A 24,202-nucleotide genomic window follows, 5' to 3' on the forward strand; every position below is an offset into this window, starting at 1 on the left:
GGGTGGGAGAGGTGTCGACCGGGGGCGTCGGCTGGATTGCCGCGCTGCCCCGGCCGGCGCTCAGCGGGAATGCGATCGGCCGTACAGGGCGACGACGAGCAGGATGATCGCCCCGTAGACCATGTCTTGCACGGCGACGCCGAGGTTGAAGACGACCACGAGCGTCGAGACCTGGCCGAGGACGAGGGCGCCTGCCAGCGTGCCGAGCACGGAACCGCGGCCGCCGAAGATCGAGGCGCCGCCGACGACGACGGCCGCGACCGAGCTCAGGAGATAGGGCGCACCCATCATCGTTTCGGCCTGGTTGTAGAAGCCGACGATCGCGATGCCGGCGAATCCGGCGAGCACGCTGCTCAGCATGTACCCGGTGATGCGGATGCGGGCGACGGGTTGCCCGGCGAGGTTCGCGGTGGCCTCGGACGAGCCGACGAGGAAGAGCGCGCGCCCCCATCCGGTCCAGCGCAGCAGCGCGTGCAGCACGAGCATGAGCACGAGCGCGAGCGGCACCACCGCCGCGATGGAGGAGCCGAGGAACGGGATCTTCTCGGCAGTGATCGACTTCAGGAATTCGGGAACGTTCGTGAGCTCCGAGAGGCTGAAGTTCAACAGCAGCACGCCGAAGAGCAGACCGTTCATCGCGATCGTGGTCACGATCGGCGTGAGGCCGATCCGTGCGATCACGAAGCCGTTGATGAATCCGATCACTGCGGACGCCGCGAGCGACGCGATGAGCGCGAGAACCGGGCCGAGGCTCGCATTCCAGGTGAGGAACGAGAGCGCGGCGAACGCGATCGTGTTGGGCACTGAGAGGTCGATGCCGCCCTGGATCACCGCGATCGTCTGCCCGAATGAGGCGATCGCGAGGATGGATGCGAAGGTGACCGTCGTGATCAGCCCGTCGAGCGTCAGCAGGCTCGGGCGGATCAGACCGCTGAGCAGGAACAGGGCGATGAACGCCGCGAAGACCCATGCGCTCGTCGGGACCCGCTTCAGCGCACTGGTCGCCTGCCCTCTGGCAGCCGTGGAGGATGCGTCGGTGAGCGTCTCAGTCATGGTGGCCTCCCTGCGCGAGCGACTTTCGCGTGCTGATGATGCGGACGAGTACGGGGATCGCCACGACCGCGAAGATGATGAGCGCGTTGATGATGTACTGCCAGTACGAGTTGATGCCGGCGAAGAAGAGCAGGTTTCCGACGAGGCCGAGGATGATCGCGGCGGCGATGGTGCCGAGCACGGAGCCCCGTCCGCCTGCGAAGCTGGCACCCGACAGCGCTACGGCTGCAATCGACGTGAGGAGGTACGGATCGCCGCTGCGCGGGTCACCGGTCACCGTCGACCCGGCGAGCAGCACTGCAGCGATCGAGGCGAGCACCCCCGACAGGACGAATGCGCCGAGGATCGCGAGCCGCGAGTTGATGCCGGCGGCCTGCACGGCGTCGCGGTTTGATCCGACGCCGTAGATCTGGCGGCCGAAGGCGGTCCGCTGCAGCACGAACCAGACGGCGACTCCGACGATGACCAGCCAGACGATCGCCATCGGCAGGAATGGCAGCGCCTCTCCGCTCGTCACGTTGAAGATCGTCTCGCTGAGCGCCCCTCCCGGGCGATCGAGGATGGTGCGCGCGATCGCGCCGATGATGAAGGTGCTCGCGAGCGTCACCGCGATCGCCGGAAGTCCGCCGAACGCGACGAGGAGGCCGTTGAAGACGCCGCACGCGGCTCCGACGAGGACGGCGACGATCAGTGCCACGGGGCCGGGGAGCCCGGCGAGACTCGTCGCGAAGACCACGTTGCACAGGCTGATGACCGCTCCGATGGAGATGTCGATGCCGCCGATGAGTACGATCATGAGCTGCGCGAGCGCTGCGATCGCGAGCGGAACGACGAGGTTGGCCGCTGACTGCAGCTGGAATCGCGTGAGCAGGCTCGGGTTCACGGCGAGGTAGACGGCGATGAAGAGGACGAAGGCGACGACGGGCGGGGCCGCGCCCTCGTGGATCGATCGCTGGATCCAGATCGGGAGCGCGGTGCGCCGTGCGACCGGAGCGAAGATGGTGCCGGTGGTCATGAGTGTGCCGCCATTCCCACCGCGGCGCCGACGACGGCGTCAGCGGTGATGTCCGTTCCTACGAGTTCCTGCACCACGCCGCCGCGGTAGAGCACGGCGACGCGGTTGCACATGTGCACGAGCTCCTCGACCTCGCTGGAGAACCAGACGATGCCGACGCCCTGCTCGGCGAGCGCGACCATGGCGCGGTAGAGCTCCTGTTTCGCCCGCACGTCGATGCCGCGCGTGGGATCGTGCAGAATGAGCACGCGGCGTCCGCGATCCATCCATCTGCCGAAGACGAGTTTCTGCTGGTTGCCGCCCGAGAGCGCGCCGGCCGACTCCTGCGGTCCGCGGGTGCGCACGCTGAGCGCTGAGAGCACGCCGTCGATCCAGCCGCGCTCCTTGCGCAGCTGCGGTGCACCGCCAGCGCCGAAGAGCCTGAGCCACGGAGCGAAGAGGTTCTCGCCGACACCGAGTTCGAGTGCGAGGCCCTCCGTTTTGCGGTCCTCGGGAACGTAGCCGATGCCCGCTTTGACCGCGCGTCGCGGGTTGAGGGCGCCGACCGGCGATCCCCCGATCTCCCAGGTATCGGCCGTGGCGGGCACGGCGCCGAACAGGGCCCGCAGGAGTTCGGTCTGGCCCTGGCCCTGCAAGCCGCCGATGCCGAGGATCTCACCGGCACGGACGCGGAGGGAGACATCGGTGAGGCGTGGGGACTGCAGGTTGCGCACTTCGAGGGCTACGGGGGCGTCTGCGGAGACGACGGGTGCGGGAGGGAACTGCTTCTGAGTGGCGCGCCCGGCCATCATCGAGATGAGCTGATCCTCGTCCCACGCGCCGCGGGTGAACGTCCCGACCGGGGCGCCGTCGCGCAGCACCGTACCGCGGTCCGCGATCACCTGGAGCTCCTGCAGGCGATGGGTCACGTAGATGACCGCGCTGCCGCCGGCTGTGACCTCGCGGATGCGGTCGAAGAGCCACTCGACGCCGGGGGGCGTCAGGGCGCTCGACGCCTCGTCGAGGATCAGCAGCTTGGGTTGCGCCGCGATCGCCCGGGCGATCTCGACGAGTTGGCGATCGGCGAGGAGCAGGGTGCCGAGCCGGGCGTGCGGGTCGATGTGGGGGAGATGCAGCTGCTCCAGGATCTCTTTCGCCCGACGCAGAGCCTTCGCGGGGGAGTAGACGCGCGCCGTGCCCACCTCGGGGAGGGCGAGATTCTCGGCCACGGTCCACTCCGGTACGAGCGCGATCTCCTGGTACGCGCACGCGATGCCCAGGCTCCGGGCGCGGGCGATGCTGCCGCCCTGCAGGGGGCGTCCGTCGATGGTGATGGAACCACTCGACGGGACGACCGCGCCGGAGAGCATCTTCGAGACCGTGCTCTTCCCTGCTCCGTTCTCCCCGACGAGTGCGTGCACCTCTCCGGCGTGGCAGGTGAAGTCGACGCCCACCACCGCCTGTACGGGGCCGTAGTTCTTATTGAGGTTCTGCGCCACGACGAGTGGCGCAGAACGGTCGGTCGGCGCTGCGTCTGCGGCGCCGACCGTACCCGTGTGCTGGGACATGCTGATGCTCCCGCCCTTTCGACCGATTACTGCTTCGCGAACTCGAGGTACTCTTCGAGCGTGATATCGAGACCGGGGAAGTCGTACCCGAGTTGGAAGTTGTCCGGCATATCCGGCTGGCAGAACTCCTCCGCGTTCTCGGTGGTGATCTCGGCCGGCGGGAAGTACTGCTCCTGCTCGATCTCCTCGCCTTCCAGCAGCAGCACGGCCTGTTCGAGTCCCTTCGCGTAGATCGCGGGGTGCCCGAACACCATGTTTCCGCTGAGCCCGGCTTCGGCGTTGTCGACGAGGGTGCAGGCCTCTCCGTTGTAGCCCGAGCCGCCCACGACGGGCACGAAATCGATATTGGCGTCGGCGAAGGCAGCGGGTACGCCCTGACCGCCGGTCAGGAACGAGTACACGCCCCCGACGTCCGGGTGGGACTGGAGGATCTGCGCCATCGTCTGCTGCGCGTCCGCCTCATTCCAGCCGTTCGCGCCCTCGGCGACGATGGTGGCGCCGCCCTCCTCGAGCACCTCCGTGACGGTGGGCATCGATGTGTCGTTGAGCGGCACGCCGGCGACGCCCTCGAGCACGACGACCTCCTTGTTGTCTCCGAGCTGCGAGACCAGCCATTCCGCACCGGTCTTACCGGCGCTCGCCCAGTCGGTGGATACCGTGTAGACGTACTCGTTGTCGTAGGGGCCGCCGTTGGCGAAGACCGGAATGCCCGCGGCTTTCGCCTGGGAGATCGCTGCGTCGGCACCGGTGGCCGAGGCCGGATCGAAGAGAATCGCGTCGACGCCCTCGGCGATCAGGTTCTGGATCGCCGCGTTCTGCTGCGCGGCGTCGTTGTCGTTCGTGCGCACGATCTTGAGTTCGACCTTGTCGCCGTAGTCCCGAGCGGCGAGCGCTTGCATCGCTGCGAGCCCGGTTTCGCGCCAGGCCTGGCCGCCGAGTGGTTGCTGGAACCCGATGACGAACGTTCCGTCGTCGGACCCGTCCTCGGCGGCGCTGCCGCCGCCCTCGGCGGGTGCCGAGCTGCAGGCCGCGAGGCTGACCGAGAGTGCCGCAATCGCCGCGATGCCGATGCCGCGTGCGATGGTGCGTGAGTGCTGCATGCTTTCTCCTTTGAAATCAAACTGCGAGGTGCTGCGCCGCCTGGGGCTTCGATGCCGGGGACGTTTCCGCGTGGTTTCGAGAACGTGTTGACGAGCGCTGCGTGGTGACACTAACATCAAAATGGCAGCGCTGCCAAGAGCGCTAACATAACAAATGTGACATGATGGCCGCGGCGCCCAACGGCGCGAACTTCAAGGAGGAAGTGCAGATGACATCAGCGGTGACAGAGCAGACGGCGGAGTCGTTCGGCCTCGAACCCGACGCGCGGATCCGCTCGCGATCCCACGCGATCGGAGCAATCGGAGCAGGGGCGATCATGGCGGATCAGCATCTCGAGGCGTACCGGATCGCCGGGTTCCCCGTCGTCGCCATCGCGTCCCGCACCCGCGCGAACGCCACGGCCGTGGCCGAGCGATACGGCATCGAAACGGTGCACGACTCGCCGAGCGACCTGATTCTCGATCCTCGCATCGAAATCGTCGACATCGCCTTTCCGCCGGACACGCAACCCGAGCTCATCCGCCTCGCTCTCGCACAGCCGCACGTGCGCGCCATCCTCGCCCAGAAACCGCTCGCTCTCTCACTGGACGAAGCGATCGCGCTCCGCGACGAGGCCGCCGCAGCGGGGAAGATCCTCTCCGTGAATCAGAACATGCGCTACGACCAGTCGATCCGATCGCTGAAACAACTGCTCGATCGCGGTGCGCTCGGCGAACCGGTCTTCGCGGCCATCGACATGCACGCCGTGCCGCACTGGCAGACATTCCTCGCCGAGTACGACCGCCTGACGCTCGCCAATATGAGCGTGCACCATCTCGACGCACTGCGGTACCTCTTCGGCGAGCCGACCGAGATCTACACGGCCGGTCGACCCGACCCGCGCACCGAGTTCGCGCACACCGACGGAATCGTCGCCTCGACGCTGCGATTCGACAACGGAGTGCTCGCCGTCTCCCGCGAGGATGTCTGGGGCGGGCCGCGTCAAACGGGTTACGACTCCGACTTCTTCATCTCCTGGCGGGTCGAAGGCACCGCCGGAGTCGCGCGCGGCACGATCGGCTGGCCCACCGGCGAGCCGTCCACGATCAGTTTCGCATCAGCGCACGAGACCGACGGGAAGTGGGTGTCGCCGGAGTGGGAGACGCACTGGTTCCCGCACGCCTTCATCGGCGTCATGGAGCAGGTGCAGCACGCGCTCGACAGCGGCGACGCCCCGGCGCTGACCGTCGCCGACAATGTTCGCACGATGGCGCTGATCGAAGCCGGCTACCGGTCGCTCGACGAGCGCCGGGCGGTGCGGCTCGACGAATTCACTCTCTGACACGCAACACACCCCACCAAGGAACGCAAAGGAGCACCTCCACCATGATTCAGATCGGCATCTTCTCGGGCTACTTCCCGTACGACCTCGAGACCACTGCGAAGAAAATCCAGGACCTGGGACTGAACGCCGTGCAGCTCGACCTCCACTTCAAAGACATCGACCTGTCATCCGGCCAGATCACGAAGGAGAAGGCGAAGCGCGTGCAGGACACGTTCCGCGACCACGATGCACCGATCTGCGCGATCTCCGGCTACACCAACATCGTGCACCCCGATCTCGACAAGCGCCGGTCGAACGTCGAGCGTCTCAAGGAGATCATCCGCAGCGCACGCGACTTCGGCACGCCGTACGTGATCAGCGAGTCCGGCACGTTCAACGCCGAGAGCGAGTGGGACCATGATCCGCACAATCGCAGCGAGGACGCGTACGAGCAGGTGCGCGCAGTGCTCACCGAACTCGCCCAGGAGGCGTGGGACCACGGCGCGACCTTCCTCCTCGAGACCTACGTGAACAACGTCGTCGGATCGGTGCGCGAAACGTCGCGGGTGTTCAACGACATCAATCATCCGGGGCTCGAGCTGCTGATGGACCCGACGAACTACTTCGACGCCACCAACATCGACGATCAAGCGGGGGTGCTCAACGAGGTCTTCGACACGCTCGGCGACCGTGTGCGCATCGCGCATGCCAAGGACGTGAAGCGCGCGGGCAGCGATAAGAGCGAGAAGCACGCGGACATCGGCGACGACGACGCGCTTGCGTCGCACACCTTCCGAGGCGTCGGGGAGATCGAGCTTCCGGCCGCCGGCCTCGGTTCGCTCGACTACGACCTGTACGTGCGCCGACTGTCGGAGCGCAACCCGAACATTCCGCTGATCATCGAGCACCTCGACGAATCCGACGTGCCCCGCGCGAAGGAGTTCCTGCGCGAGGTTCTGAAGCGGCAGGGCGTCTGAGCATGACGACGCCTGCAGCATCCGCCACCCGCTCCGCTCTGGTGACCGGAGCGGGTGGCGCCCTCGGGCGCGCGATCGCCCTCAGGCTCGGACAAGACGGCTTCGCGGTCGGCATCGTCGGCCGCGACGGAGAGACGCTCCGCGAAACGGCGTCCCTGCTCGACGAGCACGGGATCCGGAACCTCGTCGTCGACCTCGATCTGCGCGACACCCCGGCGATCGACGCAGCCGTGGAGCGCGTGGAGCGCGAGCTCGGGCCGCTCGAGGCGATGGTCAACAACGCCGCGATCTACCCGGCGACCCCGTTCCTCGACATTCCGCTCGCCGAGTACGAGGAGGTGCTGCGCGTCAACCAGATCGCCTACTTCGCAGGGTCTCAGGCCGCTGCACGGCGGATGGTGCCGCGCGGCACGGGCTCGATCGTGAGCATCGGTTCGATCACGTTCCATGGCGGCTGGGAGCACCTCGTCAGCTACGTGTCGACGAAGGGTGCGGCGGTCGGCCTCACCCGTTCCCTCGCGCGCGAGCTCGGGCCGACCGGCGTGCGGGTGAACGCGGTCTCGCCGGGCGCCTTCCCCACGAAGGCGGAGGAGATCAACGGCGACCCGGAGACCTACAACCGCACGGTGATCGAGAAGCAGTCGATCAAACGACGCGGGCGCAACGAGGAGCTGGCGTCCGTCGTCTCATTCCTGGTCGGCGACGACGCCTCGTTCGTGACGGGTCAGACGATCAACGTCGACGGCGGATGGGTGATGGAATGAGCGCGCGAGACTGGTACGGCGACGCCGTGCAGCAATCCACGAGCCACCTGCGGCGGCGCACCGGAGACCTCGCGGCGTTCGCCGAGATTCGCGAGGTGGTGCGGTCGAACGGGCAGGAGCGCGGTGTGCGCTCCCTGCAGATCCGCAATGCCGACGGACTCGAGATCGAAGTGCTCACCGACCGCGCCTTCGACATCGGCGACGTGCGGTACCGGGGCGTTCCGGTCTCGTGGCGCTCGGGCAACGGATATCGCCACCCCTCGCTGCACGAGGTCGAGTCGGAGGACGGCCTCGCCTGGCTCCGCACACTCGACGGATTCCTCGTCAGCGGCGGGCTCGACCACGCGCTGTTCGGCGGTGAATACGACGCGACGCACTACCACTACCCGCCGAAGCAGACCGTGCGACACGGCCTGCATGGACGCCTCAGCTCACTGCCTGCACGGCTCCTCTCCGTCGACGAGGAGTGGCAGGAGAACGGCGGGGTGCTGCGCGTTCGGGGAGAGGTCGTCCAGGCCACCTCGTTCGGCGAGCACCTGCGGCTGCGTCGCACCATCGAGGTCGATGTCTTCGGCAGCGGCTTCCGCATCGACGACGAGGTGGAGAACCTCGGGTTCGAGCGCACTCCGCACATGTTCCTCTACCACATCAACGTCGGATGGCCGGTGGTCGACGAGGGCTCCGAGTTCCACGGGGCCATCCAACGCCACGTCTGGAAATCAGACTCGGTCGACGAGCAGGGCGCCCCGCACGATCGGCTCATCGCACCCGAGCGTCACTTCGTCGAGCAGGTCTGGGAGCATGAGCTCTCGGCCGGCCAGGACGGCAGGCATCGCGTCGCACTCCTCAGGAGCGACGGGAATTTCGGCGTCGAGATCGACTGGGACGCTTCGGCGATGCCGCACTTCTTCGAGTGGCAGAACCTGCGCGAGGGTCAGTACGGCGTCGGCCTCGAACCGTCGACGCATCACGTCAGCGGAGAGGCGGCCGCACGTGAAGATGGATCGATGATTTGGCTCGAGCACGGCGAATCCCGGACGTATCGCACATCGATCACCCTGCTCGACGGGCCAGAAGCCACTGCTGCCGCGCGATCGCGCGTGCAGTCCATCTCCAGAAAAGAGGCAACCGCATGACCACCCCATCAGGTGTGCTGAGCGGCTATCGCGTGCTCGACTGCTCGATCGCGATGGCAGGACCGTTCGCGGCCCAGCGCCTCGGCGATCTCGGGGCAGACGTCGTCAAGGTCGAACCGACGACGGGGGAGTGGCAGCGCCACACCCCGGCCGGCGGCGTCACGGGCAACAAGGTGAACGTGTCGTTCCTGTCGCTCAACCGCAACAAGCGCTCGCTCGCACTGAATCTGAAGAACGAGGAAGGGCGCGAGCTGCTGTACCGGCTGGTCGCAGAGGCCGACGTCTTCCTGCAGAACTATCGCCCGGGAGTCGCGAAGCGACTCGGAGTCGACTACGAGTCCCTGCGCGCCATCAACCCGTCGATCGTCTACGTCTCGATCTCGGGGTACGGCGAAGACGGCCCGTACCGGGACCGGCCGGGTCAGGATCTGCTGCTGCAGGCGATGTCGGGGGCCATGCTCTCGACGGGGGCCGTCGGTCAGCCTCCGCAGGCCGCCGGACAGTACCTCGCGGACGCCGTCACGGCTTCGACCGCGTTCGAGGGCGTGCTCGCGGCACTGCTGCATCGGGAGCGCACCGGCGAGGGGCAGCTCGTCACGGTCAACATGCTCGACGCGATCACGACGCTGCAGATGCAGGAGCTCTCGGTGTACACCGTCGGCAACGTGCCGCAGAAGCGCACCGCGCAGCCGCACGCGCACGTGTACATTCGCTCACCCTACGGCTCCTTCCGCACGCAGGATGGGTACATCGTGCTCGCGTTCCCATCGCTCGACGTGCTCGCCGATCTCTTCGACGACGACTCGCTGCGCGGCCTCGATGACGAGCACGCGGCGTGGAGCATGCGCGACGAACTCTTCGCCCGTACCGCCCAGGCGCTGGAGCGACGCACGAGCGCGGAGTGGTTGACCCTGTTCGCCGAGCGAGGCGTGTGGGCCGGCCCGGTCTACTCGTACGAAGACCTGGTGAACGATCCGCAGATCGCCCACAACGGCACCTTCGTGGAGTACGAGCACCCCACGGAAGGGCGCGTGAAGACCCCGGGTTTCCCATACCGGTTCTCGCTCACCCCTCCCTCGGTCACCCGCGGTGCCCCGCAGACCGGTGAGCACAGCCGCGAGATCCTCGCTGGCATCGGGGTATCGAGCGCCGACGTCGACCGCCTCGTCTCATCCGGCGTCGTGGCACAGCTCGACGAGGCCCTGGAGACGCCGTGACCGGCTTTCGCGGACTCACGTGGGATCACCCCAGGGGCCGGGTCTGGCTCGAAGCGGCGTCCGTGCTCTGGCGCGAACGCGGTGTCGATGTCTCCTGGGATGCGCAGCCGCTCGAGGGGTTCGAAGCGCACCCGATCGATGAGCTCGCTGCGGAGTACGACCTCATCGTGCTCGACCATCCGCACATCGGCGACGCACTCCGCAACGGAGCACTGCAGTCGCTCGAGTCCGTGCTGGGCGATGACGATCCGCTGTTCTCCGAACGCTACGTCGGGCCCTCCCTGCGCTCCTATCGGGGCGATGGCGGCACCTGGGCGCTTCCGATCGATGCTGCGACACAGGTGAGCGCACGCGACAGCCGTCTCGTGGCCGCAGCTCCTGAGACCTGGGAAGACGTGGAGCGCCTCGCAGCCGACGTTCCCGTGGCCTTGAGCCTCTCCGGGCCGCACGCGCTGCTCACATTCTTCTCCGTGGTCGCGGCACTCGGAGCTGCACCCGTCGATGAGGAGGGCGAGGCGTGGGTGCCGGATCGCGAGGCGCTCGATGCGCTCGAGGTGCTCCGCGCGGTGCAGGCGCGGTCGGCTCCTGGCTACGACCGGATCAATCCGATCGGTCTGCTCGAGCGCGTCGGCTCCGATGATCCCCTCGCCTTCGTGCCCCTCGTCTACGGGTACGTCAATTACTCGCGCCGCGGGAACGAGGCGCCCGTCGCGTTCGGGGACGCTCCTCGCGCGGTGCGGGGCGGTCCCATCGGGTCGATGATCGGGGGCACGGGCGTCGCGGTCAGCCGACGTGCCGAGGTCACCGATGGCCTGCGCGAGTACCTCAGGTGGCTTGTCGCTCCGAGCACCCAGCGCCGAGTGATTCCGGAGTTCGAGGGGCAGCCGGCGCTCGCCGGGGCATGGGCGGATCGCGAGGTGGACGATCGCGCAGGGGCGTTCTATTCGAGCACTCGCGACACCATCGAGGCCGCGAGCGTGCGCCCGCGCTACGCAGGCTTCCCTGCCGCTCAACTCGCCGGATCCGAGCTGGTGCGCAGCGCCCTCTCGGGGGAACTCGCACCGCGCGAGGCTCTGGCGCGCCTCGGAAGACTGGCTCGTGATTCACGCGCCGCCGCACTGAAAGGGAACCGATGAACGCCATCACCGCCATCACCGACTTCGCCACCGATCAGGTCGGGGTCGCGCTCGACGACTTCGTGCTCACCGTCACCCTGCAGCGCCCCGAGAAGCTCAACGCCGTCACGCCCGACATGTCGCGCACCCTCGAGCGGATCGCGCACGCGGCGAACGACGATCCGAGCGTTCGCGTCGTGATCCTCACCGGCTCCGGCGACCGCGCCTTCTGCGCGGGCAGCGATATTCGCACGCTCGACGACTACGCGACTCCGTGGCAGTTTCGAAATCGCATGGACTACTGCGACGCGCTGCACGAACTGCGCAAGCCGATCATTGCGGCGATCAACGGGTACGCCCTGGGGGGCGGGCTCGAGACGTCGTTGATCTGCGATATCCGCATCGCGGCCGAGACGGCGCAGTTCGCAGCGCCGGAGGTGAAGCTCGGCTGGATCGGCGGGGGCGGCATGAGCGCATTCCTCTCGGCGGCCGCAGGCCCGAGTAACGCCGCCGTCATGACGATGACCGGGGACATGATCGATGCCGCGACCGCCTTGCGCTGGGGCATCGTGAGCGAGGTCGTGCCGGGGGAGCGTCTGATGGAGCGAGCTCGCGAACTCGCATCGACGATCGCCTCCCGACCGCCGATCGCCGTCGAGACCGCGAAGGCGAACATCAGGGCGGCCTACAACCTGCCGCACGACCAGGCGATGGCCTACGAGCGCGACCTCCAGGCCATCACGTTCGCCACGGAGGACGCGGCTGAGGGGCGCCGCGCCTTCGCCGAGCGCCGCGACGGCGTCTTCCGCGGACGCTGACCGAGACCCGAACGAACAGGATTGATCATGACCGCATCGACCGCATCGACCGCACCGCTGACCCGCTCCTGGCCGGCGAGCCTCGCCGAGACCCTTCCGCGCGACCACGCCTCGGCGACCCTCATCGGCCGCGTCTGGGATCCCGCGGTCTCCGGCCCCAGCCCCGTGCTCGTGACCGCCGACGACGTGTACGACCTCTCGCATGCGTTCGCGACGGTGAGCGACCTCATGCTCGAAGCCGATCCAGCTGCGGCGGCGCGGCGCGCGGCGGGAGCGTCGCTCGGATCCGCCGACCGCCTTCTCTCGGCGACGATGCAGAGCGAGATCGACGAGGTGACGTTCCTGTCGCCGATCGACCTGCAGTGCGTCAAAGCGGCCGGTGTGACCTTCGCCGTCTCGATGATCGAGCGGGTCATCGAAGAGCGTGCACGGGGAAACGCAGACGAGGCGGCACGCGTGCGAGCTCAGGTGCTCGACGTCATCGGCGGCGATCTCAGCGCGATCGAGCCGGGCTCCGACGAAGCCCTGAAATTGAAGGACTACCTCATCGAGCAGGGGCTGTGGAGCCAGTACCTCGAAGTCGGCATCGGCGCTGACGCCGAGATCTTCACCAAGTGCCCGGTGCTCGCCTCCGTCGGCACCGGCAGCGAGATCGGCGTGCTCTCGACGTCGAGCTGGAACAACCCCGAGCCCGAGATCGCGCTGATCATCGATCCCGCCGGCCGCATTCTGGGGGCGACGCTCGGCAATGACCTGAACCTCAGAGACGTCGAGGGGCGCAGCGCCCTCCTGCTCCCCAAAGCGAAAGACAACACCGCCTCCGGTTCGCTCGGCCCGTTCATCCGGCTCTTCGACGCCTCATTCTCACTCGACGATGTGCGCCGCGCCGAGGTGCAGCTCAGAGTGGACGGCGCAGATGGATTCGCGTTGGAAGCCCACTCCGATATGACGCAGATCAGCCGCGACCCAGCGGACCTGGTGCGCCAACTGCTAGGCCCGCAGCACCAGTACCCCGATGGCGCAGCGCTGTACCTCGGCACCCTCTTCGCTCCCACGGCGGATCGGGGTGAAGCCGGCGCCGGCTTCACCCACCATGTCGGCGATGTGGTGCGCATCTCGTCGCCTACACTGGGGACACTGGTCAATCGGGTCGCGCACAGCGAAGCGTGCGCTCCGTGGGAGTTCGGCGTGGGGGCACTCATGCGAAATCTGGCGAGGAGAGAACTGCTGAGGTAAGCGATGCACCCTGATGGCGAAAAGCGGTCGAGTCGGCGGTCCACCCGGAGCGTGACACTCGCCGAAGTGGCGGAGCACGCCGGCGTCTCGCCGCAGACCGTCTCGCGCGCGATCCGCCAGCCGGGGGTCGTCTCCGAAGACACGCTCGAACGCGTGCAGGCGTCGATCCGATCCACCGGTTACGTGCCGAACCTGGCAGCGAGCAACCTCGCCTCCAATCGCAGCCGAACGATCGCCGTGCTGATCCCCGCAGTGTCGGCCTCCGTCTTCGCGGAGACCGTGCAGGGGCTCGAGACCGTGCTCGCCCCGCACGGGTACCACCTCTTCATCGGCACGACGGAGTACAGCCTGCAGCAGGAGGAGGAGATGCTCCGAGCCTTCCTCGGACGCAGGCCGGACGGCATCGTGCTCGTCGGCACCGAGCATACGCCCGGCGCGCAGACGCTGTTGAGCGCGGCCCGCGTTCCCGTGGTCGAGTCGTGGGAGCTCACGCAGCACCCCGTCGACTCAGTCGTCGGCTTCTCGAACTACGCGGCGATGAGTGCGCTCGTCGAGCACGTCCACTCGCTCGGGTACCGCTTCCCCGTGCTCGCAGGTCAATTCAGCGGGGGCGACGTTCGCGCACTGCGACGTCGCGCGGCCTTCGAGGACGGGATGCGGCGCCTCTTTCCGCAAGTGCCGGTGCGCATTCTCGACTCTGGGACGGCCGGCGTCAGCATGGATGCCGGCCGCGACCTCTTCCGCCAGGCGCGCACTGAGTTGCCGCAAGCCGACGTCATCATGTTCTCGAGCGACGTCTTCGCCGCGGGAGCCCTGCTCGAGGCGCTGCGCTCCGGAATATCGGTTCCCACCGAAATCGGCATCACGGGCTTCGGCGGCTTCGACGTGGGGCGGCATCTCGTGCCCACGCTCACCACGATGCTCGTGCCGAGCCGCCGAATCGGAGAGGAGGCCGGGCGCGTGCTCCTCGAACGCATCGAGTCGGGCCAGAAGCCGTCATCCTCCACGATCGTCGATGTCGGTCATACCCTGGTGGCGGGGGAGAGCACCGCGCAGCAGTAGGGCGCGCCCGATGCTGGCTCGAGCGTTCGACGGCGCGGGCGCGCAGGGGATCCGTGCTCGTGCGGGTCGGTCTTGGCAATGTGGTCCGCTCCTCGCGGGATTCCCTGCATGAAGCACGTGCATCCCGAGACGGAAGCCCCTCCTCGGCTTGACCTCAAGTGCACTTCAGGTTTTACGGTGGTCACGTGGCCCGATTTCGGGCCCAACGACCCGAACGAGGACCGAGTGACCCGAGCGAGGACCCAGCAATGACTTACGTGATCGCCCTGCCGTGCGTCGATGTGAAGGACAGGGCCTGTATCGACGAGTGCCCCGTCGACTGCATCTACGAGGGCGAACGATCGTTGTACATCCACCCCGACGAGTGCGTTGACTGCGGCGCTTGCGAACCGGTGTGCCCGGTCGAGGCCATCTACTACGAAGACGATCTGCCCGACGAATGGCAGGACTTCTACACGGCGAATGTCGAGTTCTTCGACGAGATCGGATCGCCGGGCGGCGCAGCCAAGACGGGGATGCTCGCCTTCGACCATCCGATCATCGCCGCACTCCCACCTCAGGGGGAGTTCGCATGACCGTCGCAGAGCCGCGCATCGCCGTCGTCGGGGCGGGACCGGCCGGGATCTACGCCGCCGACATCCTCCTCGACCTCGCGCCGACCGCCTCGATCGATCTGTTCGAGAAGCTTCCGGCCCCCTACGGGCTGGTCCGGTACGGGGTCGCCCCGGATCATCCGCGCATCCGCAAGATCACCGATGCCCTGCACGACGTGCTGGTGAACCCGCGCATTCGCCTGCAGTGCAACGTCGAGATCGGCGTCGACGTCGAGATCGAGGAACTGCGGGCGGCCTACGACGGGGTCATCGTGGCGACCGGCGCCGACCTCGACGTCCAGCTCGACATCCCCGGGATCGACCTCCCGGGATCTTTCGGCGCCGCCGACTTCGTCTCCTGGTACGACGGGCACCCGGACGCCGCGCGCACCTGGCCGCTCGAGGCGGAGTCTGTCGCGGTGCTCGGGGCGGGCAACGTCGCGCTCGACGTCACCCGGATCCTCGCGAAGCACTCCCGCGCGCTGATGCACACGGACACCCCGGATATCGTGCTCGATCAGCTCGCAGTCAACCCGCTCCGCGATGTGCACCTGTTTGCTCGGCGGGGCCCGGCCGACGTGCGCTTCTCCGCGATGGAACTGCGCGAACTCGCCGAGCAGGACGATGTCGACGTGATCGTCGACCCGGAGGAGCTCGTCCTGGACGAGCATGCCGAGCGAATGGTGGCGCAGTTCTCACAGCGCCGCATCGTCGTGCGCACCATGACCGAATGGGCCGCGCTCGAGCCGGCGAGCCGAACGGCCTCCCGCCGCATCCATCTGCATGTGCGTCAGCGCCCCGTTCGTCTCCTGGGCACGGACCGCGTGACCGGTATCGAGATGGAGCGCACCGCGTCGGACGAGCTGGGTCGGATGGTCGGAACCGGCGAGCTGCTGCACTACGACGTGGGAGCGGTCTACCGGGCCGTGGGCTACCGCTCGACCGCGGTCCCCGGGATGCCGTTCGACGCGGATCTCGGAGTCGTTCCCCACGCCGAGGGGCGAGTCGTCGATGCAGTGGGGGAGCCGGTCCCGCGGTTATATGCCACAGGCTGGATCAAGCGCGGGCCGGTCGGGCTCATCGGATCGACCAAGTCGGATGCTGCGCAGACCGTTCGTCACCTCGTCGCCGATCTCGCAGCGGCCGAGCCCGTCTCGCACGATGCGGAACCGATCGCCCGGCTCGGCCGCGCCGTGGACCTCGACGGCTGGTTGCGCATCGACTCCGCCGAGCGCGCCGCCGGAGTCGAGCGCGGACGCGAGCGGACGAAGATCGCGGATCGCGCGGAGATGCTCTCCCATGCCCAGCACCAGACATTGACGGAGGCCGTCCGATGACCACGACTCCCGAGCCCGCACCGGTCGGCGAAGCGCTCAAGGCCGCGTTCCGCACGCATCCGGCCGGTGTCGCGATCATCACGGGTTCCTCTCCCGACGGCCCCGTTGGGCTCACGGCGTCGAGCGTGGCCTCGGTCGCGGTCGACCCTGCTGCGATCATGTTCTCGGTCACGAGGGCCACCGGGTCGGCAGGAGCGATCCTCGGCGCACGCACCTTCGTCGTGCACCTCATCGACGACGAGCACTCCGACCTCGCGCAGAGCTTCGCGATCAGCGGCTCCGAGCGTTTCACCCCAGAGCAGGGGTGGTCGGCGCTGGAAACCGGGGAGCCGCACCTCGCCTCGGCGCGGGCCGCACTGCGCTGCCGAACCCTGCAAACGGTCGCCGTCGGCTCGTCGACCGTCGTGATCGCAGAGGTGCTCGAGGTGCTGGCGGGCCCGCAGGGGCGCCCGCTCGTCTATCTCGATCGCCGTTTCCACGCCCTCCCGCACGACCCCCACCACTGACCCATCGAAAGGAAGACGACATGCCCACTCACTACACACTTCCCGAGCTGCCCTACGACTACGCGGCGCTCGAACCGCACATCTCCGGCAAGATCATGGAGTTGCACCATTCCAAGCATCACCAGGCGTACGTGACGGGCGCGAACACCGCGCTCGAGCAGCTCGCCGCAGCGCGCAGCGCGGGCGACCTCGCGAACGTGAACAAGCTCGAGAAAGACCTCGCGTTCAACCTCGGCGGCCACATCAACCACTCGGTGTTCTGGCAGAACCTCTCGCCCGACGGCGGCGGGACGCCCGAGGGCGAGTTCGACGCAGCACTGGTCGACGCGTTCGGGTCGATCGACGCCTTCCGTGCGCACTTCACTGCGACGGCGCTCGGCGTGCAGGGATCCGGATGGGCCGTGCTCGCCTGGGACAGCGTGGGCGCCCGCCTCGTGATCTTCCAGCTGTTCGACCAGCAGGGCAACGCCCCGCTCGGGGTCACCCCGCTGCTGCAGCTCGACGTCTGGGAGCACGCCTACTACCTCGACTACCTCAACGTGCGCGCCGACTACGTCAAAGCCTTCTGGGAGCTCGTGAACTGGCCCGACGTGCATCGGCGCTTCGAGGCCGCCCGCGCTGCGACCGAGGGCCTCATCGTCGCGAGCTGACCCTGCTGCGCCGGAGCACTGATCGTCGATGAACGAAGACCCCCGGGAGGCTGAGCCTCTCGGGGGTCTTGCTGTGTGCCGGCGGGTCCGTTTGCGCCCGTCGCGCAGTGGATTCGGGTTCGTTCGGGTCGGTTGCGGTGGGGGTTAGTGCCAGCGTGTGCCCCAGTGGTGTGATTGGCCTGCTGGGCTGATGTGTTGGGGGATGCCGAGCGGGTTGGTGTCTTGGAGTGCTTCGGGGAGGAGTGCTTGGGGTGCGTTCTGGTAGGCGACGGGTCGTTGGAAGCGGGTGATGGCTGCGGTGCCGACGGAGGTGGAGGAGTCGTTCGTTGTCGCGGGCCAGGGGCCGCCGTGCTGTTGGGCGGGGGTGACGGCGACGCCGGTGGACCAGCCGTTGAACAGGACGCGGCCGACTTGGTTCGCGAGGGCGGCGATGAGGGCGCGTAGTTGGGGGGCGTTGTCGGTTTCTCCGGTGGCTTCGGCTTCGCTGATGTGGAGGGTGCCGGAGAGGTTGCCTTCGTAGAACTCGGGCATGAGGGCTGCGAGGTCGGTGCCGGTGGGGGTTTCGACGAGGATGGAGAGCGGGCCGAAGGATTCTTCGAGGAGGGTGTCGCGTCCGGTTCGGAAGTCGTCGAGGCTGATCGCGATGATGGTGGGGGTGGCCCAGCCCTGTCCGTCGTCGTCGAAGCGGATGCCGCCGGGGATCAGCGGGTTCGCTCCGGCGGTGCCCAGTACGGCGGTGCGGCGTTCGTCGTAGGATTTCGCGATGCGGGGGTCGAGGAGGCGATGCTCGGGGACGTCGGTCGCGTTGTGGGTGATGGCCTGGGGGAGTGCGCTGCCTGCGGGGATGAATGCGAAGCCGGGCTTGGTGCAGAGCTGGCCGGCGGAGCCTGCGACGCTGGCGAGGTAGCCGGTGGCGATCTCGTCGGCGCGTTCCGTGATGGCGTCGGCGGTGATGAAGACGGGGTTGACGCTGCCGAGTTCTCCGAAGAACGGGATGGGTGCTGGCCGGTTCGCGGCGATGTCGGCGAGGATGCGGCCGACGCGGATGGAGCCGGTGAAGGATCCGGCTTTGATGCGGGGGTCCTGCAAGACCTGCACTCCGGCTTCGCGGCCGTGGATGAGTTGGAAGGTGCCTTCTGGCATGCCTGCTTGGGTGAGTGCGCGTGTGGCGACTTCCGCGGTGGCGTCGGAGAGGTCTGGGTGGCTGGAGTGGGCTTTCACGATGAGTGGGCATCCTGCTGCGAGGATCGCTGCGGAGTCGCCGCCCATGACGGAGAACGCGAAGGGGAAGTTGGAGGCGGAGAAGTTGATGACTGGGCCGAGGGGGATGTGGGTGCGGCGGATATCGGGGCGTTGGCCGAGGGCGAAGTCGGGGTCTGCGGGGTCGATGCGGGCGTCGAGGTAGCCGCCGTCGACGATGGTGTCGGCGAAGAGGCGGAGTTGGACGGCGGTGCGGGTGACTTCGCCGGTGAGTCGGGCTTGGGTGAGGCCGGTCTCGCGGAGTGCGATGTGTACGAGGTCGGGTGATGCGGTTTCGAGGGCGTCGGCGATGGCGACGAGGGCTCGTGCTCGTTGGGTGGCGGTGGTGGTGGCGAGGTGGGGTGCGGCGGTGGTGGCGCGTGCGACGACGGCCTCAAGATCAGGAGAAAGCGCTTCGTGAGTCATGCATCGATCCTTCGTTGTCGGGGCATCAGTGCTTGCGGGAACCGCTGCCATTCTTTCAGGCGCGACGTCGAGTCGTGCCGTCTCTCATGCACAGTCGATGACCGGTCTACCGTGCGGGAGGGGCATCAGCGATCGTGTTCGAAACGTGATCTGTGCCGCATCGGCGCCGACTATACAATGTAAAATTGTACAGGACGTCGAAGGTGACGTCGTCTGCACTTTCAGCGATTCAATGACGTATCCACGAAAGGAAGTCTTGATGTCTTCACGACGTTCAGCATCAGCACGGCTCGCCGCCACCGGGGCTCTCACGCTCGCCTTCGGGCTCGCGCTCTCCGGCTGCTCGGGCGGTCTCGCCGGCAGCGGCGACGACGGCGGGAGCGAGGATGGTCCGATCAAGATCGGTATGCTCGCGCCGTTCTCCGGTCAGGAGGCCGCATTCGGCGACTACATGAAATTCGGGGCTCAGCTCGCGATCGACGAGGTCAACGGGGATGGCGGCATCGATGGTCGTGATCTGGAGCTCGTCACCGAAGACGACGGCTGCGATCCGACAGCGGCTGTCGCAGCGGCCAACAAGCTGGTCACCGCGGGAGTGAAGGGCTCGGTCGGCGGATACTGCTCCGGTGCGACACTGCCCACGATCCCGGTCTTCACCGACGCGCAGGTGCCGATGGTGATCCCCGCCGCGAACTCGAACCAGCTCGTCGGACAGGGCGCCTTCATGATCAACGGGACCGGCGCGCAGCAGGCCGAAGCAGCCGTGGAGTACATCCAATCGGTCGGTGCCGCCCGTGTCGCAGTGATCGACGACAATACCGATTACTCGGTCGACCTCGCCGACTCCGTCGAGGAGCAGGCCGAAGGGTTCGAGATCGCGAAGCGGGAGTCGGTCAATCCTGACGAGAAGGACTTCTCGGCGAACGTGAACAGCGTGCTGGGTGCGGACCCCGATTTCATCGTGTGGAGCGGGTACTACCAGGCCGGCGGTCTGCTCGTGAATCAGCTCCGCGGCGCAGGCTACGACGGTCCGATCCTCGTCGGCGACGGCTCCGTCGACGCGCAGCTCGCCGCGATCGCCGGCGACGAGAGCATCAAGAACGTGGTGGGCACGTTCACGAAGACCCCCGACATGCTCGAGGGCGGCGACGCGTGGATCGCCGACTACGAGGAGGTGTCGGGCGGGGCCGCTCCGGGGCCGTACTCGATTCAAACCTATGAGGCGGTGAAGACGATGGCCGAGGCCTTCACCGAGGCCGGTGGTACCGAATTCGAAGCCGTGACGACCGCGCTCGATGAGCTCGAGGGATTCCCGTTGCTCACCGGCGACCTGACGTTCGCTGACGACGGCTCGCGAGAGGGAGGCGGCTTCGTCATCGTCGAGCCGACCGGTGACGGTGGCGCGTTCGTGCTGAAGGACGACCTGCAGGGCTAGCGATGAGCAGCCGGACGGACGGTGCGCCGTTCGTCCGGCTCATCACGCATCGGCAACCCAGGGAAGGCATTCATGTTCCAACTCATCTGGAACGGGCTCTTCGTCGGCTCGTTCTACGCGCTCGTCGCACTCGGCTACAGCATGGTCTACGGCATCATCAAACTCCTGAACTTCGCGCACGGCGATCTCTACATGCTCGGCTCGTTCCTCGCGTTCGTGGTGCTCGGCGGTTTCACGGGGCTGTTCGGCCTCGGCTCGATCCCCATCCTGCTGCTCGTGCTGCTCATCACGATGCTGCTCACCGGCGGAATCGGCGTGCTCATCGAGCGCATCGCCTACCGTCCGCTGCGGTCAAGTCCGCGCCTGGCCGCACTGATCACGGCGGTGGGCGTCTCGTTCACCCTCGAGTACGCCGTGCGTCAGATCTTCGGGGCGAGCCCGCTCGTCTTCCCGATCCGGCTCCAGGGCGCCCCCGTCGAAGTCCTCGGCGCGCGGATCACCATGCCGCAGCTCGTCTTGATGCTGGTCGCCGCGATCCTCATGTTCCTGCTGCAACGCTACGTCATGCATTCGCGGGAGGGCCGCGCGATGCGCGCGATCGCCCTCGATCAGAAGGCGTCCCTGCTCATGGGCGTCAACGTGAACCGAGTCATCTCCCGCACATTCTTCATCGGTTCGGCGCTCGCGGGAGCCGCGGGGGTGATGGCCGCCGCGTACTACGGCACCATCGACTTCCTGATGGGGTTCGTCATCGGCCTCAAAGCGTTCACCGCGGCGGTGATCGGCGGCATCGGGAACCTCTACGGCGCGATGCTCGGCGGCGTCGTGCTCGGGCTCCTCGAATCCTTCGGCACTCATTTTCTCGGAGGTCAGTGGCGCGATGTCTTCGCATTCGGCTTCCTCATCCTGTTCCTCGTATTCAAACCGACCGGCATTCTCGGCGAGCGCGTCGTGGAGAGGGTATGACCATGGCCCGACCGAAGACTCCGCGCCTGCAGGCGCCGAAACCCACGCTCGAACGCCCGCCGGCCATCCGCGGGCTTCTCGCTCCCGAACGCTTCATGAAGGTGCTCGGGATCGTGCTCTTCGCCGCGGCGGCGATCCTCCCGTTCGTCACCGCGACGCCGTACATCATCTCGATCCTCACCTCGGCCTTCATCTACATCGTCCTCGCGATGGGATTGAACGTCGTCGTCGGCTACGCGGGACTCCTCGATCTCGGGTACATCGCGTTCATGGCCGTCGGCGCCTACACGAGCGGGATCCTCACGACGCAGTTCGGGCTCTCGATGCTCGAGACGATCCCGTTCGTGGTGATCGCCTGCATCCTCGCCGGCGTCATCATCGGGGGCCCGACCCTGCGCCTGCGGAGCGACTATCTCGCGATCGTGACGCTCGGGTTCGGTGAGATCATTCGGATCACGGCCAACAATCTGCAGATCACGGGCGGCCCGAGCGGCATCCACGGCATCCCGACGTGGTCGTTCTTCGGGTGGTCGTTCTCCGACGGCCTCGACATCCTCGGGATCCATTTCAATGCCAAGGTGCTGTTCTACTACTTCGTGCTCTTCGTCGGCATCGGGGTCGCCGTTGTGGCGGTCTCGCGCCTCGGCAGAGGGAAGCTCGGCCGCGCGTGGAAGTCGGTGCGAGACGACGAAGACGTGAGCGAGGCGATGGGGATCAACGGGTATGCGACCAAGCTGCTCGCGTACATCATCGGCGCGGTGTGGGGCGGGTTCGCCGGAACGCTGATGGCCGGCCATCTCTCGGCGATCGCCCCGAACAGCTTCGAATTCCTCTACTCGGCGCTCGTGCTGATGGCTGTCGTGCTGGGCGGGATGGGCTCGACGCCCGGCGTCATCATCGGGGCGCTCTTCGTTTCGCTCGCCCCCGAGTTCCTCCGCGAGTTCAGCGAGTGGCGCTTCCTCCTGTTCGGCGTGCTGCTCGTCGTCGCGATGATCTTCCGCCCGCGGGGCATCTGGCCGGCGAACGCCGTACTCCCGTTCTTGAAGAAGCGGCAGATTCCAGAGGTGCCGCCGACGGAGAGCGTCGGCGTGGTGGGCGTCGTCGAGAACGCGAGTGACACGACCGGCAGCCCCGCCAGCGACCCTGCAACAGCACCGAATGACGAGGAGGGACGACGATGAGCGACACCTCACAGCTGACCGAGCCAGGGGCTCGGCCGAGCGGAACCGCGCGGGTGCTGCTCGAAGTCGCCGACCTCGCGGTATCGTTCGGCGGGATCAAAGCCGTGGACGGTCTCTCGTTCTCCGTGCACGAGGGCGAGATCGTCTCCGTGATCGGGCCGAACGGGGCGGGGAAGACGAGCGCGTTCAACTGCATCTCGGGCTTCTACCGGCCCGACCGGGGCACGGTCGTCTTCGACGGAGAGTCGATCGCGCGGCGCAAGCCGTCGGCGGTCACGCAGCTCGGAATGGCTCGTACCTTCCAGAATGTGCGGCTCTTCAAGGAGATGAGCGTGCTCGACAACGTGAAGACCGCGATGCACGCGCATCTGCGTCAGAACGTCTTCGACGCGATGCTGCACACGCCGCGCTACACCCGCAGCGAAGCGCAGTGCGCAGAGGATGCGCGCGGCTGGCTCGACTTCGTGGGCTTTCGTGCGGACGACGAGTTGCTGGTGACCCAGCTGCCGTACGGCGAGCAGCGGCGCGTCGAGATCGCGCGGGCGCTCGCGACCCAGCCGAAGCTGCTGCTGCTCGACGAGCCCGGCGCCGGCCTGAACCACAGCGAGAAGATCGAACTGATGCACCTGATCCGCAGGATTCGCGATCTCGGCGTGAGCATCGTGCTGATCGAGCACGACATGGGGCTCGTGATGCAGGTCTCTGAGCGGATCGTCGTGCTGAACTACGGCACCGAGATCGCCGATGGCACCCCGCAGCAGATCAAGCAAGACCCCGCGGTGATCGCCGCGTATCTCGGCGAAGAGGAGGACGCATGAGCGACTTGGTGCTCGAGAACATCGACCTGTACTACCACCGCGTGCACGCGCTGCGCGACCTCAGTCTGACCGTGCGCGAGGGAGAGATCGTGTCGCTCCTCGGGAACAACGGAGCCGGAAAGACGTCGACCCTGTCGATGATCTCCGGTCTCGTGCGCGCCAAGACGGGCCGGGCGCGCTGGGGGGATCACGACCTCCTGCGCATGCAGCCTTGGGATGCGGTCGGAGCCGGGCTGCTCCACATTCCCGAGGGGCGGCGCATCTTCTCCACGATGACGGTGCACGAGAACCTGTTGCTCGGAGGCTACCTCGTGAAAGACCAGAAGGTCATCGCGCGGAGAGCGGAGGAGGCCTACGAGCTCATGCCGAGGCTCGCCGAGCGTCGCGGGCAGCAGGGCGGCACGCTCTCCGGCGGTGAGCAGCAGATGCTCGCGCTCGGGCGGGCACTCGTCGGCGGACCGAAGCTCCTCCTGCTCGACGAACCCTCGATGGGATTGGCGCCGCTCATCGCGAAGCAGGTCATGGAGATCGTGCAGCGCGTGAACGCCCAGGGCACGACGGTGCTCCTGGTCGAGCAGAACGCGCGGGCGGCTCTGAAGATCGCGCATCGGGGCTACGTGCTCGAATCAGGGCGCGTGACGATGCAGGGGTCGGCGGCGGAACTCGCCGCGGACCCGAGAGTGATCGAGGCGTACCTGGGGGCCTAG

23 protein-coding genes are annotated in these 24,202 nt (G+C 67.3%); 18 read left to right on the top strand and 5 right to left on the bottom strand.

Going from position 1 to position 24,202, the window contains the following annotated elements; genetic code table 11:
* Positions 1 to 60: 60 nt before the first annotated feature.
* Genes JSQ98_RS00005 through JSQ98_RS00020 form a run of 4 tightly spaced genes read right to left on the bottom strand, consistent with a single transcriptional unit; the run spans position 61 to position 4,715 of the window.
* Positions 61 to 1,053 (bottom strand): ABC transporter permease, encoded by a 993-nt coding sequence (locus tag JSQ98_RS00005; RefSeq protein WP_200329751.1) that lies wholly within the window; start codon positions 1,051 to 1,053, stop codon positions 61 to 63.
* The gene (locus JSQ98_RS00010; RefSeq protein ID WP_211647778.1) at positions 1,046 to 2,068 is read right to left on the bottom strand and encodes an ABC transporter permease; all 1,023 of its coding nucleotides are present in this window, start codon (positions 2,066 to 2,068) and stop codon (positions 1,046 to 1,048) included. The genes JSQ98_RS00005 and JSQ98_RS00010 overlap by 8 nt, the downstream gene beginning before the upstream one ends.
* On the bottom strand, positions 2,065 to 3,615 hold the full coding sequence (locus JSQ98_RS00015; RefSeq protein WP_211647780.1) for a sugar ABC transporter ATP-binding protein: 1,551 nt from the start codon (positions 3,613 to 3,615) through the stop codon (positions 2,065 to 2,067). The genes JSQ98_RS00010 and JSQ98_RS00015 overlap by 4 nt, the downstream gene beginning before the upstream one ends.
* A 26-nt stretch (positions 3,616 to 3,641) precedes the next feature.
* Positions 3,642 to 4,715 carry a substrate-binding domain-containing protein gene (locus JSQ98_RS00020; protein WP_200329745.1) on the bottom strand — a complete coding sequence of 358 codons (1,074 nt, stop codon included), beginning with the start codon at positions 4,713 to 4,715 and terminating at the stop codon, positions 3,642 to 3,644.
* A 161-nt stretch (positions 4,716 to 4,876) separates the two neighbouring features.
* Between JSQ98_RS00020 and JSQ98_RS00025 the strand changes: the two genes are divergently transcribed.
* The 13 genes from JSQ98_RS00025 (at position 4,877) to JSQ98_RS00085 (ending at position 17,430) form a co-directional block, all read left to right on the top strand.
* Positions 4,877 to 6,037, top strand: coding sequence for a Gfo/Idh/MocA family protein (locus tag JSQ98_RS00025; protein WP_211647782.1), 1,161 nt, complete (start codon positions 4,877 to 4,879; stop codon positions 6,035 to 6,037).
* Positions 6,038 to 6,081: 44 nt separating this feature from the next.
* Entirely contained in the window at positions 6,082 to 6,996 is a 915-nt protein-coding gene (locus JSQ98_RS00030; RefSeq protein WP_211647784.1) for a sugar phosphate isomerase/epimerase family protein, read from the top strand.
* A 2-nt stretch (positions 6,997 to 6,998) separates the two neighbouring features.
* Positions 6,999 to 7,760: an SDR family NAD(P)-dependent oxidoreductase gene (locus JSQ98_RS00035; protein ID WP_090147512.1), complete on the top strand. Its 762-nt coding sequence runs from the start codon at positions 6,999 to 7,001 to the stop codon at positions 7,758 to 7,760.
* Complete coding sequence (locus JSQ98_RS00040; RefSeq protein WP_211647786.1) at positions 7,757 to 8,896, top strand: aldose 1-epimerase family protein; 1,140 nt, start codon at positions 7,757 to 7,759, stop codon at positions 8,894 to 8,896. The genes JSQ98_RS00035 and JSQ98_RS00040 overlap by 4 nt, the downstream gene beginning before the upstream one ends.
* Positions 8,893 to 10,113, top strand: coding sequence for a CaiB/BaiF CoA transferase family protein (locus JSQ98_RS00045; RefSeq protein ID WP_090147517.1), 1,221 nt, complete (start codon positions 8,893 to 8,895; stop codon positions 10,111 to 10,113). The genes JSQ98_RS00040 and JSQ98_RS00045 overlap by 4 nt, the downstream gene beginning before the upstream one ends.
* Positions 10,110 to 11,249, top strand: a complete 1,140-nt coding sequence (locus tag JSQ98_RS00050) for an extracellular solute-binding protein (RefSeq protein ID WP_090147520.1) — start codon at positions 10,110 to 10,112, stop codon at positions 11,247 to 11,249. The genes JSQ98_RS00045 and JSQ98_RS00050 overlap by 4 nt, the downstream gene beginning before the upstream one ends.
* Positions 11,246 to 12,046: an enoyl-CoA hydratase/isomerase family protein gene (locus JSQ98_RS00055; protein ID WP_211647788.1), complete on the top strand. Its 801-nt coding sequence runs from the start codon at positions 11,246 to 11,248 to the stop codon at positions 12,044 to 12,046. Before JSQ98_RS00050 ends, JSQ98_RS00055 begins: the two co-directional genes overlap by 4 nt.
* Before the next feature lie 27 nt (positions 12,047 to 12,073).
* A complete protein-coding gene (locus JSQ98_RS00060) occupies positions 12,074 to 13,282 on the top strand; it encodes a fumarylacetoacetate hydrolase family protein (RefSeq protein ID WP_249290651.1) in 1,209 nt (402 codons plus the stop codon).
* 51 nt (positions 13,283 to 13,333) lie between these two features.
* Positions 13,334 to 14,344, top strand: a complete 1,011-nt coding sequence (locus JSQ98_RS00065; RefSeq protein WP_211647789.1) for a LacI family DNA-binding transcriptional regulator — start codon at positions 13,334 to 13,336, stop codon at positions 14,342 to 14,344.
* A gap of 248 nt (positions 14,345 to 14,592) precedes the next feature.
* On the top strand, positions 14,593 to 14,919 hold the full coding sequence (gene fdxA / locus JSQ98_RS00070) for a ferredoxin (RefSeq protein WP_090147528.1): 327 nt from the start codon (positions 14,593 to 14,595) through the stop codon (positions 14,917 to 14,919).
* On the top strand, positions 14,916 to 16,274 hold the full coding sequence (locus JSQ98_RS00075; protein ID WP_211647790.1) for an FAD-dependent oxidoreductase: 1,359 nt from the start codon (positions 14,916 to 14,918) through the stop codon (positions 16,272 to 16,274). Before fdxA ends, JSQ98_RS00075 begins: the two co-directional genes overlap by 4 nt.
* Entirely contained in the window at positions 16,271 to 16,780 is a 510-nt protein-coding gene (locus JSQ98_RS00080; RefSeq protein ID WP_200329726.1) for a flavin reductase family protein, read from the top strand. Before JSQ98_RS00075 ends, JSQ98_RS00080 begins: the two co-directional genes overlap by 4 nt.
* A 20-nt stretch (positions 16,781 to 16,800) precedes the next feature.
* Positions 16,801 to 17,430, top strand: a complete 630-nt coding sequence (locus tag JSQ98_RS00085) for a superoxide dismutase (RefSeq protein WP_211647791.1) — start codon at positions 16,801 to 16,803, stop codon at positions 17,428 to 17,430.
* A gap of 144 nt (positions 17,431 to 17,574) precedes the next feature.
* On the opposite strand, the gene JSQ98_RS00090 is transcribed toward JSQ98_RS00085, so the two are convergent.
* On the bottom strand, positions 17,575 to 19,095 hold the full coding sequence (locus JSQ98_RS00090) for an aldehyde dehydrogenase (NADP(+)) (protein WP_211647792.1): 1,521 nt from the start codon (positions 19,093 to 19,095) through the stop codon (positions 17,575 to 17,577).
* A gap of 259 nt (positions 19,096 to 19,354) precedes the next feature.
* On the opposite strand from JSQ98_RS00090, the gene JSQ98_RS00095 reads away from it, so the two are divergent.
* The 5 genes from JSQ98_RS00095 to JSQ98_RS00115 all read left to right on the top strand — a co-directional run bounded on the left by JSQ98_RS00095 (position 19,355) and on the right by JSQ98_RS00115 (position 24,202).
* Entirely contained in the window at positions 19,355 to 20,530 is a 1,176-nt protein-coding gene (locus JSQ98_RS00095) for a branched-chain amino acid ABC transporter substrate-binding protein (RefSeq protein ID WP_211647793.1), read from the top strand.
* Between the two features lie 72 nt (positions 20,531 to 20,602).
* On the top strand, positions 20,603 to 21,496 hold the full coding sequence (locus JSQ98_RS00100; RefSeq protein ID WP_090147548.1) for a branched-chain amino acid ABC transporter permease: 894 nt from the start codon (positions 20,603 to 20,605) through the stop codon (positions 21,494 to 21,496).
* Positions 21,493 to 22,677, top strand: a complete 1,185-nt coding sequence (locus tag JSQ98_RS00105) for a branched-chain amino acid ABC transporter permease (protein ID WP_211647794.1) — start codon at positions 21,493 to 21,495, stop codon at positions 22,675 to 22,677. The genes JSQ98_RS00100 and JSQ98_RS00105 overlap by 4 nt, the downstream gene beginning before the upstream one ends.
* On the top strand, positions 22,674 to 23,495 hold the full coding sequence (locus tag JSQ98_RS00110; RefSeq protein ID WP_090147551.1) for an ABC transporter ATP-binding protein: 822 nt from the start codon (positions 22,674 to 22,676) through the stop codon (positions 23,493 to 23,495). The genes JSQ98_RS00105 and JSQ98_RS00110 overlap by 4 nt, the downstream gene beginning before the upstream one ends.
* On the top strand, positions 23,492 to 24,202 hold the full coding sequence (locus tag JSQ98_RS00115; RefSeq protein WP_090147553.1) for an ABC transporter ATP-binding protein: 711 nt from the start codon (positions 23,492 to 23,494) through the stop codon (positions 24,200 to 24,202). Before JSQ98_RS00110 ends, JSQ98_RS00115 begins: the two co-directional genes overlap by 4 nt.

It is taken from the genome of Leucobacter manosquensis (genome assembly GCF_018304845.1).
Lineage (GTDB): Bacteria > Actinomycetota > Actinomycetes > Actinomycetales > Microbacteriaceae > Leucobacter > Leucobacter alluvii.

Excerpts from the sequence above, each read along its gene's own strand:
- JSQ98_RS00005 (WP_200329751.1), bottom strand. The coding sequence starts at position 1,053 with ATGACTGAGACGCTCACCGACGCATCCTCCACGGCTGCCAGAGGGCAG.
- JSQ98_RS00010 (WP_211647778.1), bottom strand. The coding sequence starts at position 2,068 with ATGACCACCGGCACCATCTTCGCTCCGGTCGCACGGCGCACCGCGCTC.
- JSQ98_RS00015 (WP_211647780.1), bottom strand. The coding sequence starts at position 3,615 with ATGTCCCAGCACACGGGTACGGTCGGCGCCGCAGACGCAGCGCCGACC.
- JSQ98_RS00020 (WP_200329745.1), bottom strand. The coding sequence starts at position 4,715 with ATGCAGCACTCACGCACCATCGCACGCGGCATCGGCATCGCGGCGATT.
- JSQ98_RS00025 (WP_211647782.1), top strand. The coding sequence starts at position 4,877 with ATGATGGCCGCGGCGCCCAACGGCGCGAACTTCAAGGAGGAAGTGCAG.
- JSQ98_RS00030 (WP_211647784.1), top strand. The coding sequence starts at position 6,082 with ATGATTCAGATCGGCATCTTCTCGGGCTACTTCCCGTACGACCTCGAG.
- JSQ98_RS00035 (WP_090147512.1), top strand. The coding sequence starts at position 6,999 with ATGACGACGCCTGCAGCATCCGCCACCCGCTCCGCTCTGGTGACCGGA.
- JSQ98_RS00040 (WP_211647786.1), top strand. The coding sequence starts at position 7,757 with ATGAGCGCGCGAGACTGGTACGGCGACGCCGTGCAGCAATCCACGAGC.
- JSQ98_RS00045 (WP_090147517.1), top strand. The coding sequence starts at position 8,893 with ATGACCACCCCATCAGGTGTGCTGAGCGGCTATCGCGTGCTCGACTGC.
- JSQ98_RS00055 (WP_211647788.1), top strand. The coding sequence starts at position 11,246 with ATGAACGCCATCACCGCCATCACCGACTTCGCCACCGATCAGGTCGGG.
- JSQ98_RS00060 (WP_249290651.1), top strand. The coding sequence starts at position 12,074 with ATGACCGCATCGACCGCATCGACCGCACCGCTGACCCGCTCCTGGCCG.
- fdxA (WP_090147528.1), top strand. The coding sequence starts at position 14,593 with ATGACTTACGTGATCGCCCTGCCGTGCGTCGATGTGAAGGACAGGGCC.
- JSQ98_RS00075 (WP_211647790.1), top strand. The coding sequence starts at position 14,916 with ATGACCGTCGCAGAGCCGCGCATCGCCGTCGTCGGGGCGGGACCGGCC.
- JSQ98_RS00080 (WP_200329726.1), top strand. The coding sequence starts at position 16,271 with ATGACCACGACTCCCGAGCCCGCACCGGTCGGCGAAGCGCTCAAGGCC.
- JSQ98_RS00085 (WP_211647791.1), top strand. The coding sequence starts at position 16,801 with ATGCCCACTCACTACACACTTCCCGAGCTGCCCTACGACTACGCGGCG.
- JSQ98_RS00090 (WP_211647792.1), bottom strand. The coding sequence starts at position 19,095 with ATGACTCACGAAGCGCTTTCTCCTGATCTTGAGGCCGTCGTCGCACGC.
- JSQ98_RS00095 (WP_211647793.1), top strand. The coding sequence starts at position 19,355 with ATGTCTTCACGACGTTCAGCATCAGCACGGCTCGCCGCCACCGGGGCT.
- JSQ98_RS00100 (WP_090147548.1), top strand. The coding sequence starts at position 20,603 with ATGTTCCAACTCATCTGGAACGGGCTCTTCGTCGGCTCGTTCTACGCG.
- JSQ98_RS00105 (WP_211647794.1), top strand. The coding sequence starts at position 21,493 with ATGACCATGGCCCGACCGAAGACTCCGCGCCTGCAGGCGCCGAAACCC.
- JSQ98_RS00110 (WP_090147551.1), top strand. The coding sequence starts at position 22,674 with ATGAGCGACACCTCACAGCTGACCGAGCCAGGGGCTCGGCCGAGCGGA.
- JSQ98_RS00115 (WP_090147553.1), top strand. The coding sequence starts at position 23,492 with ATGAGCGACTTGGTGCTCGAGAACATCGACCTGTACTACCACCGCGTG.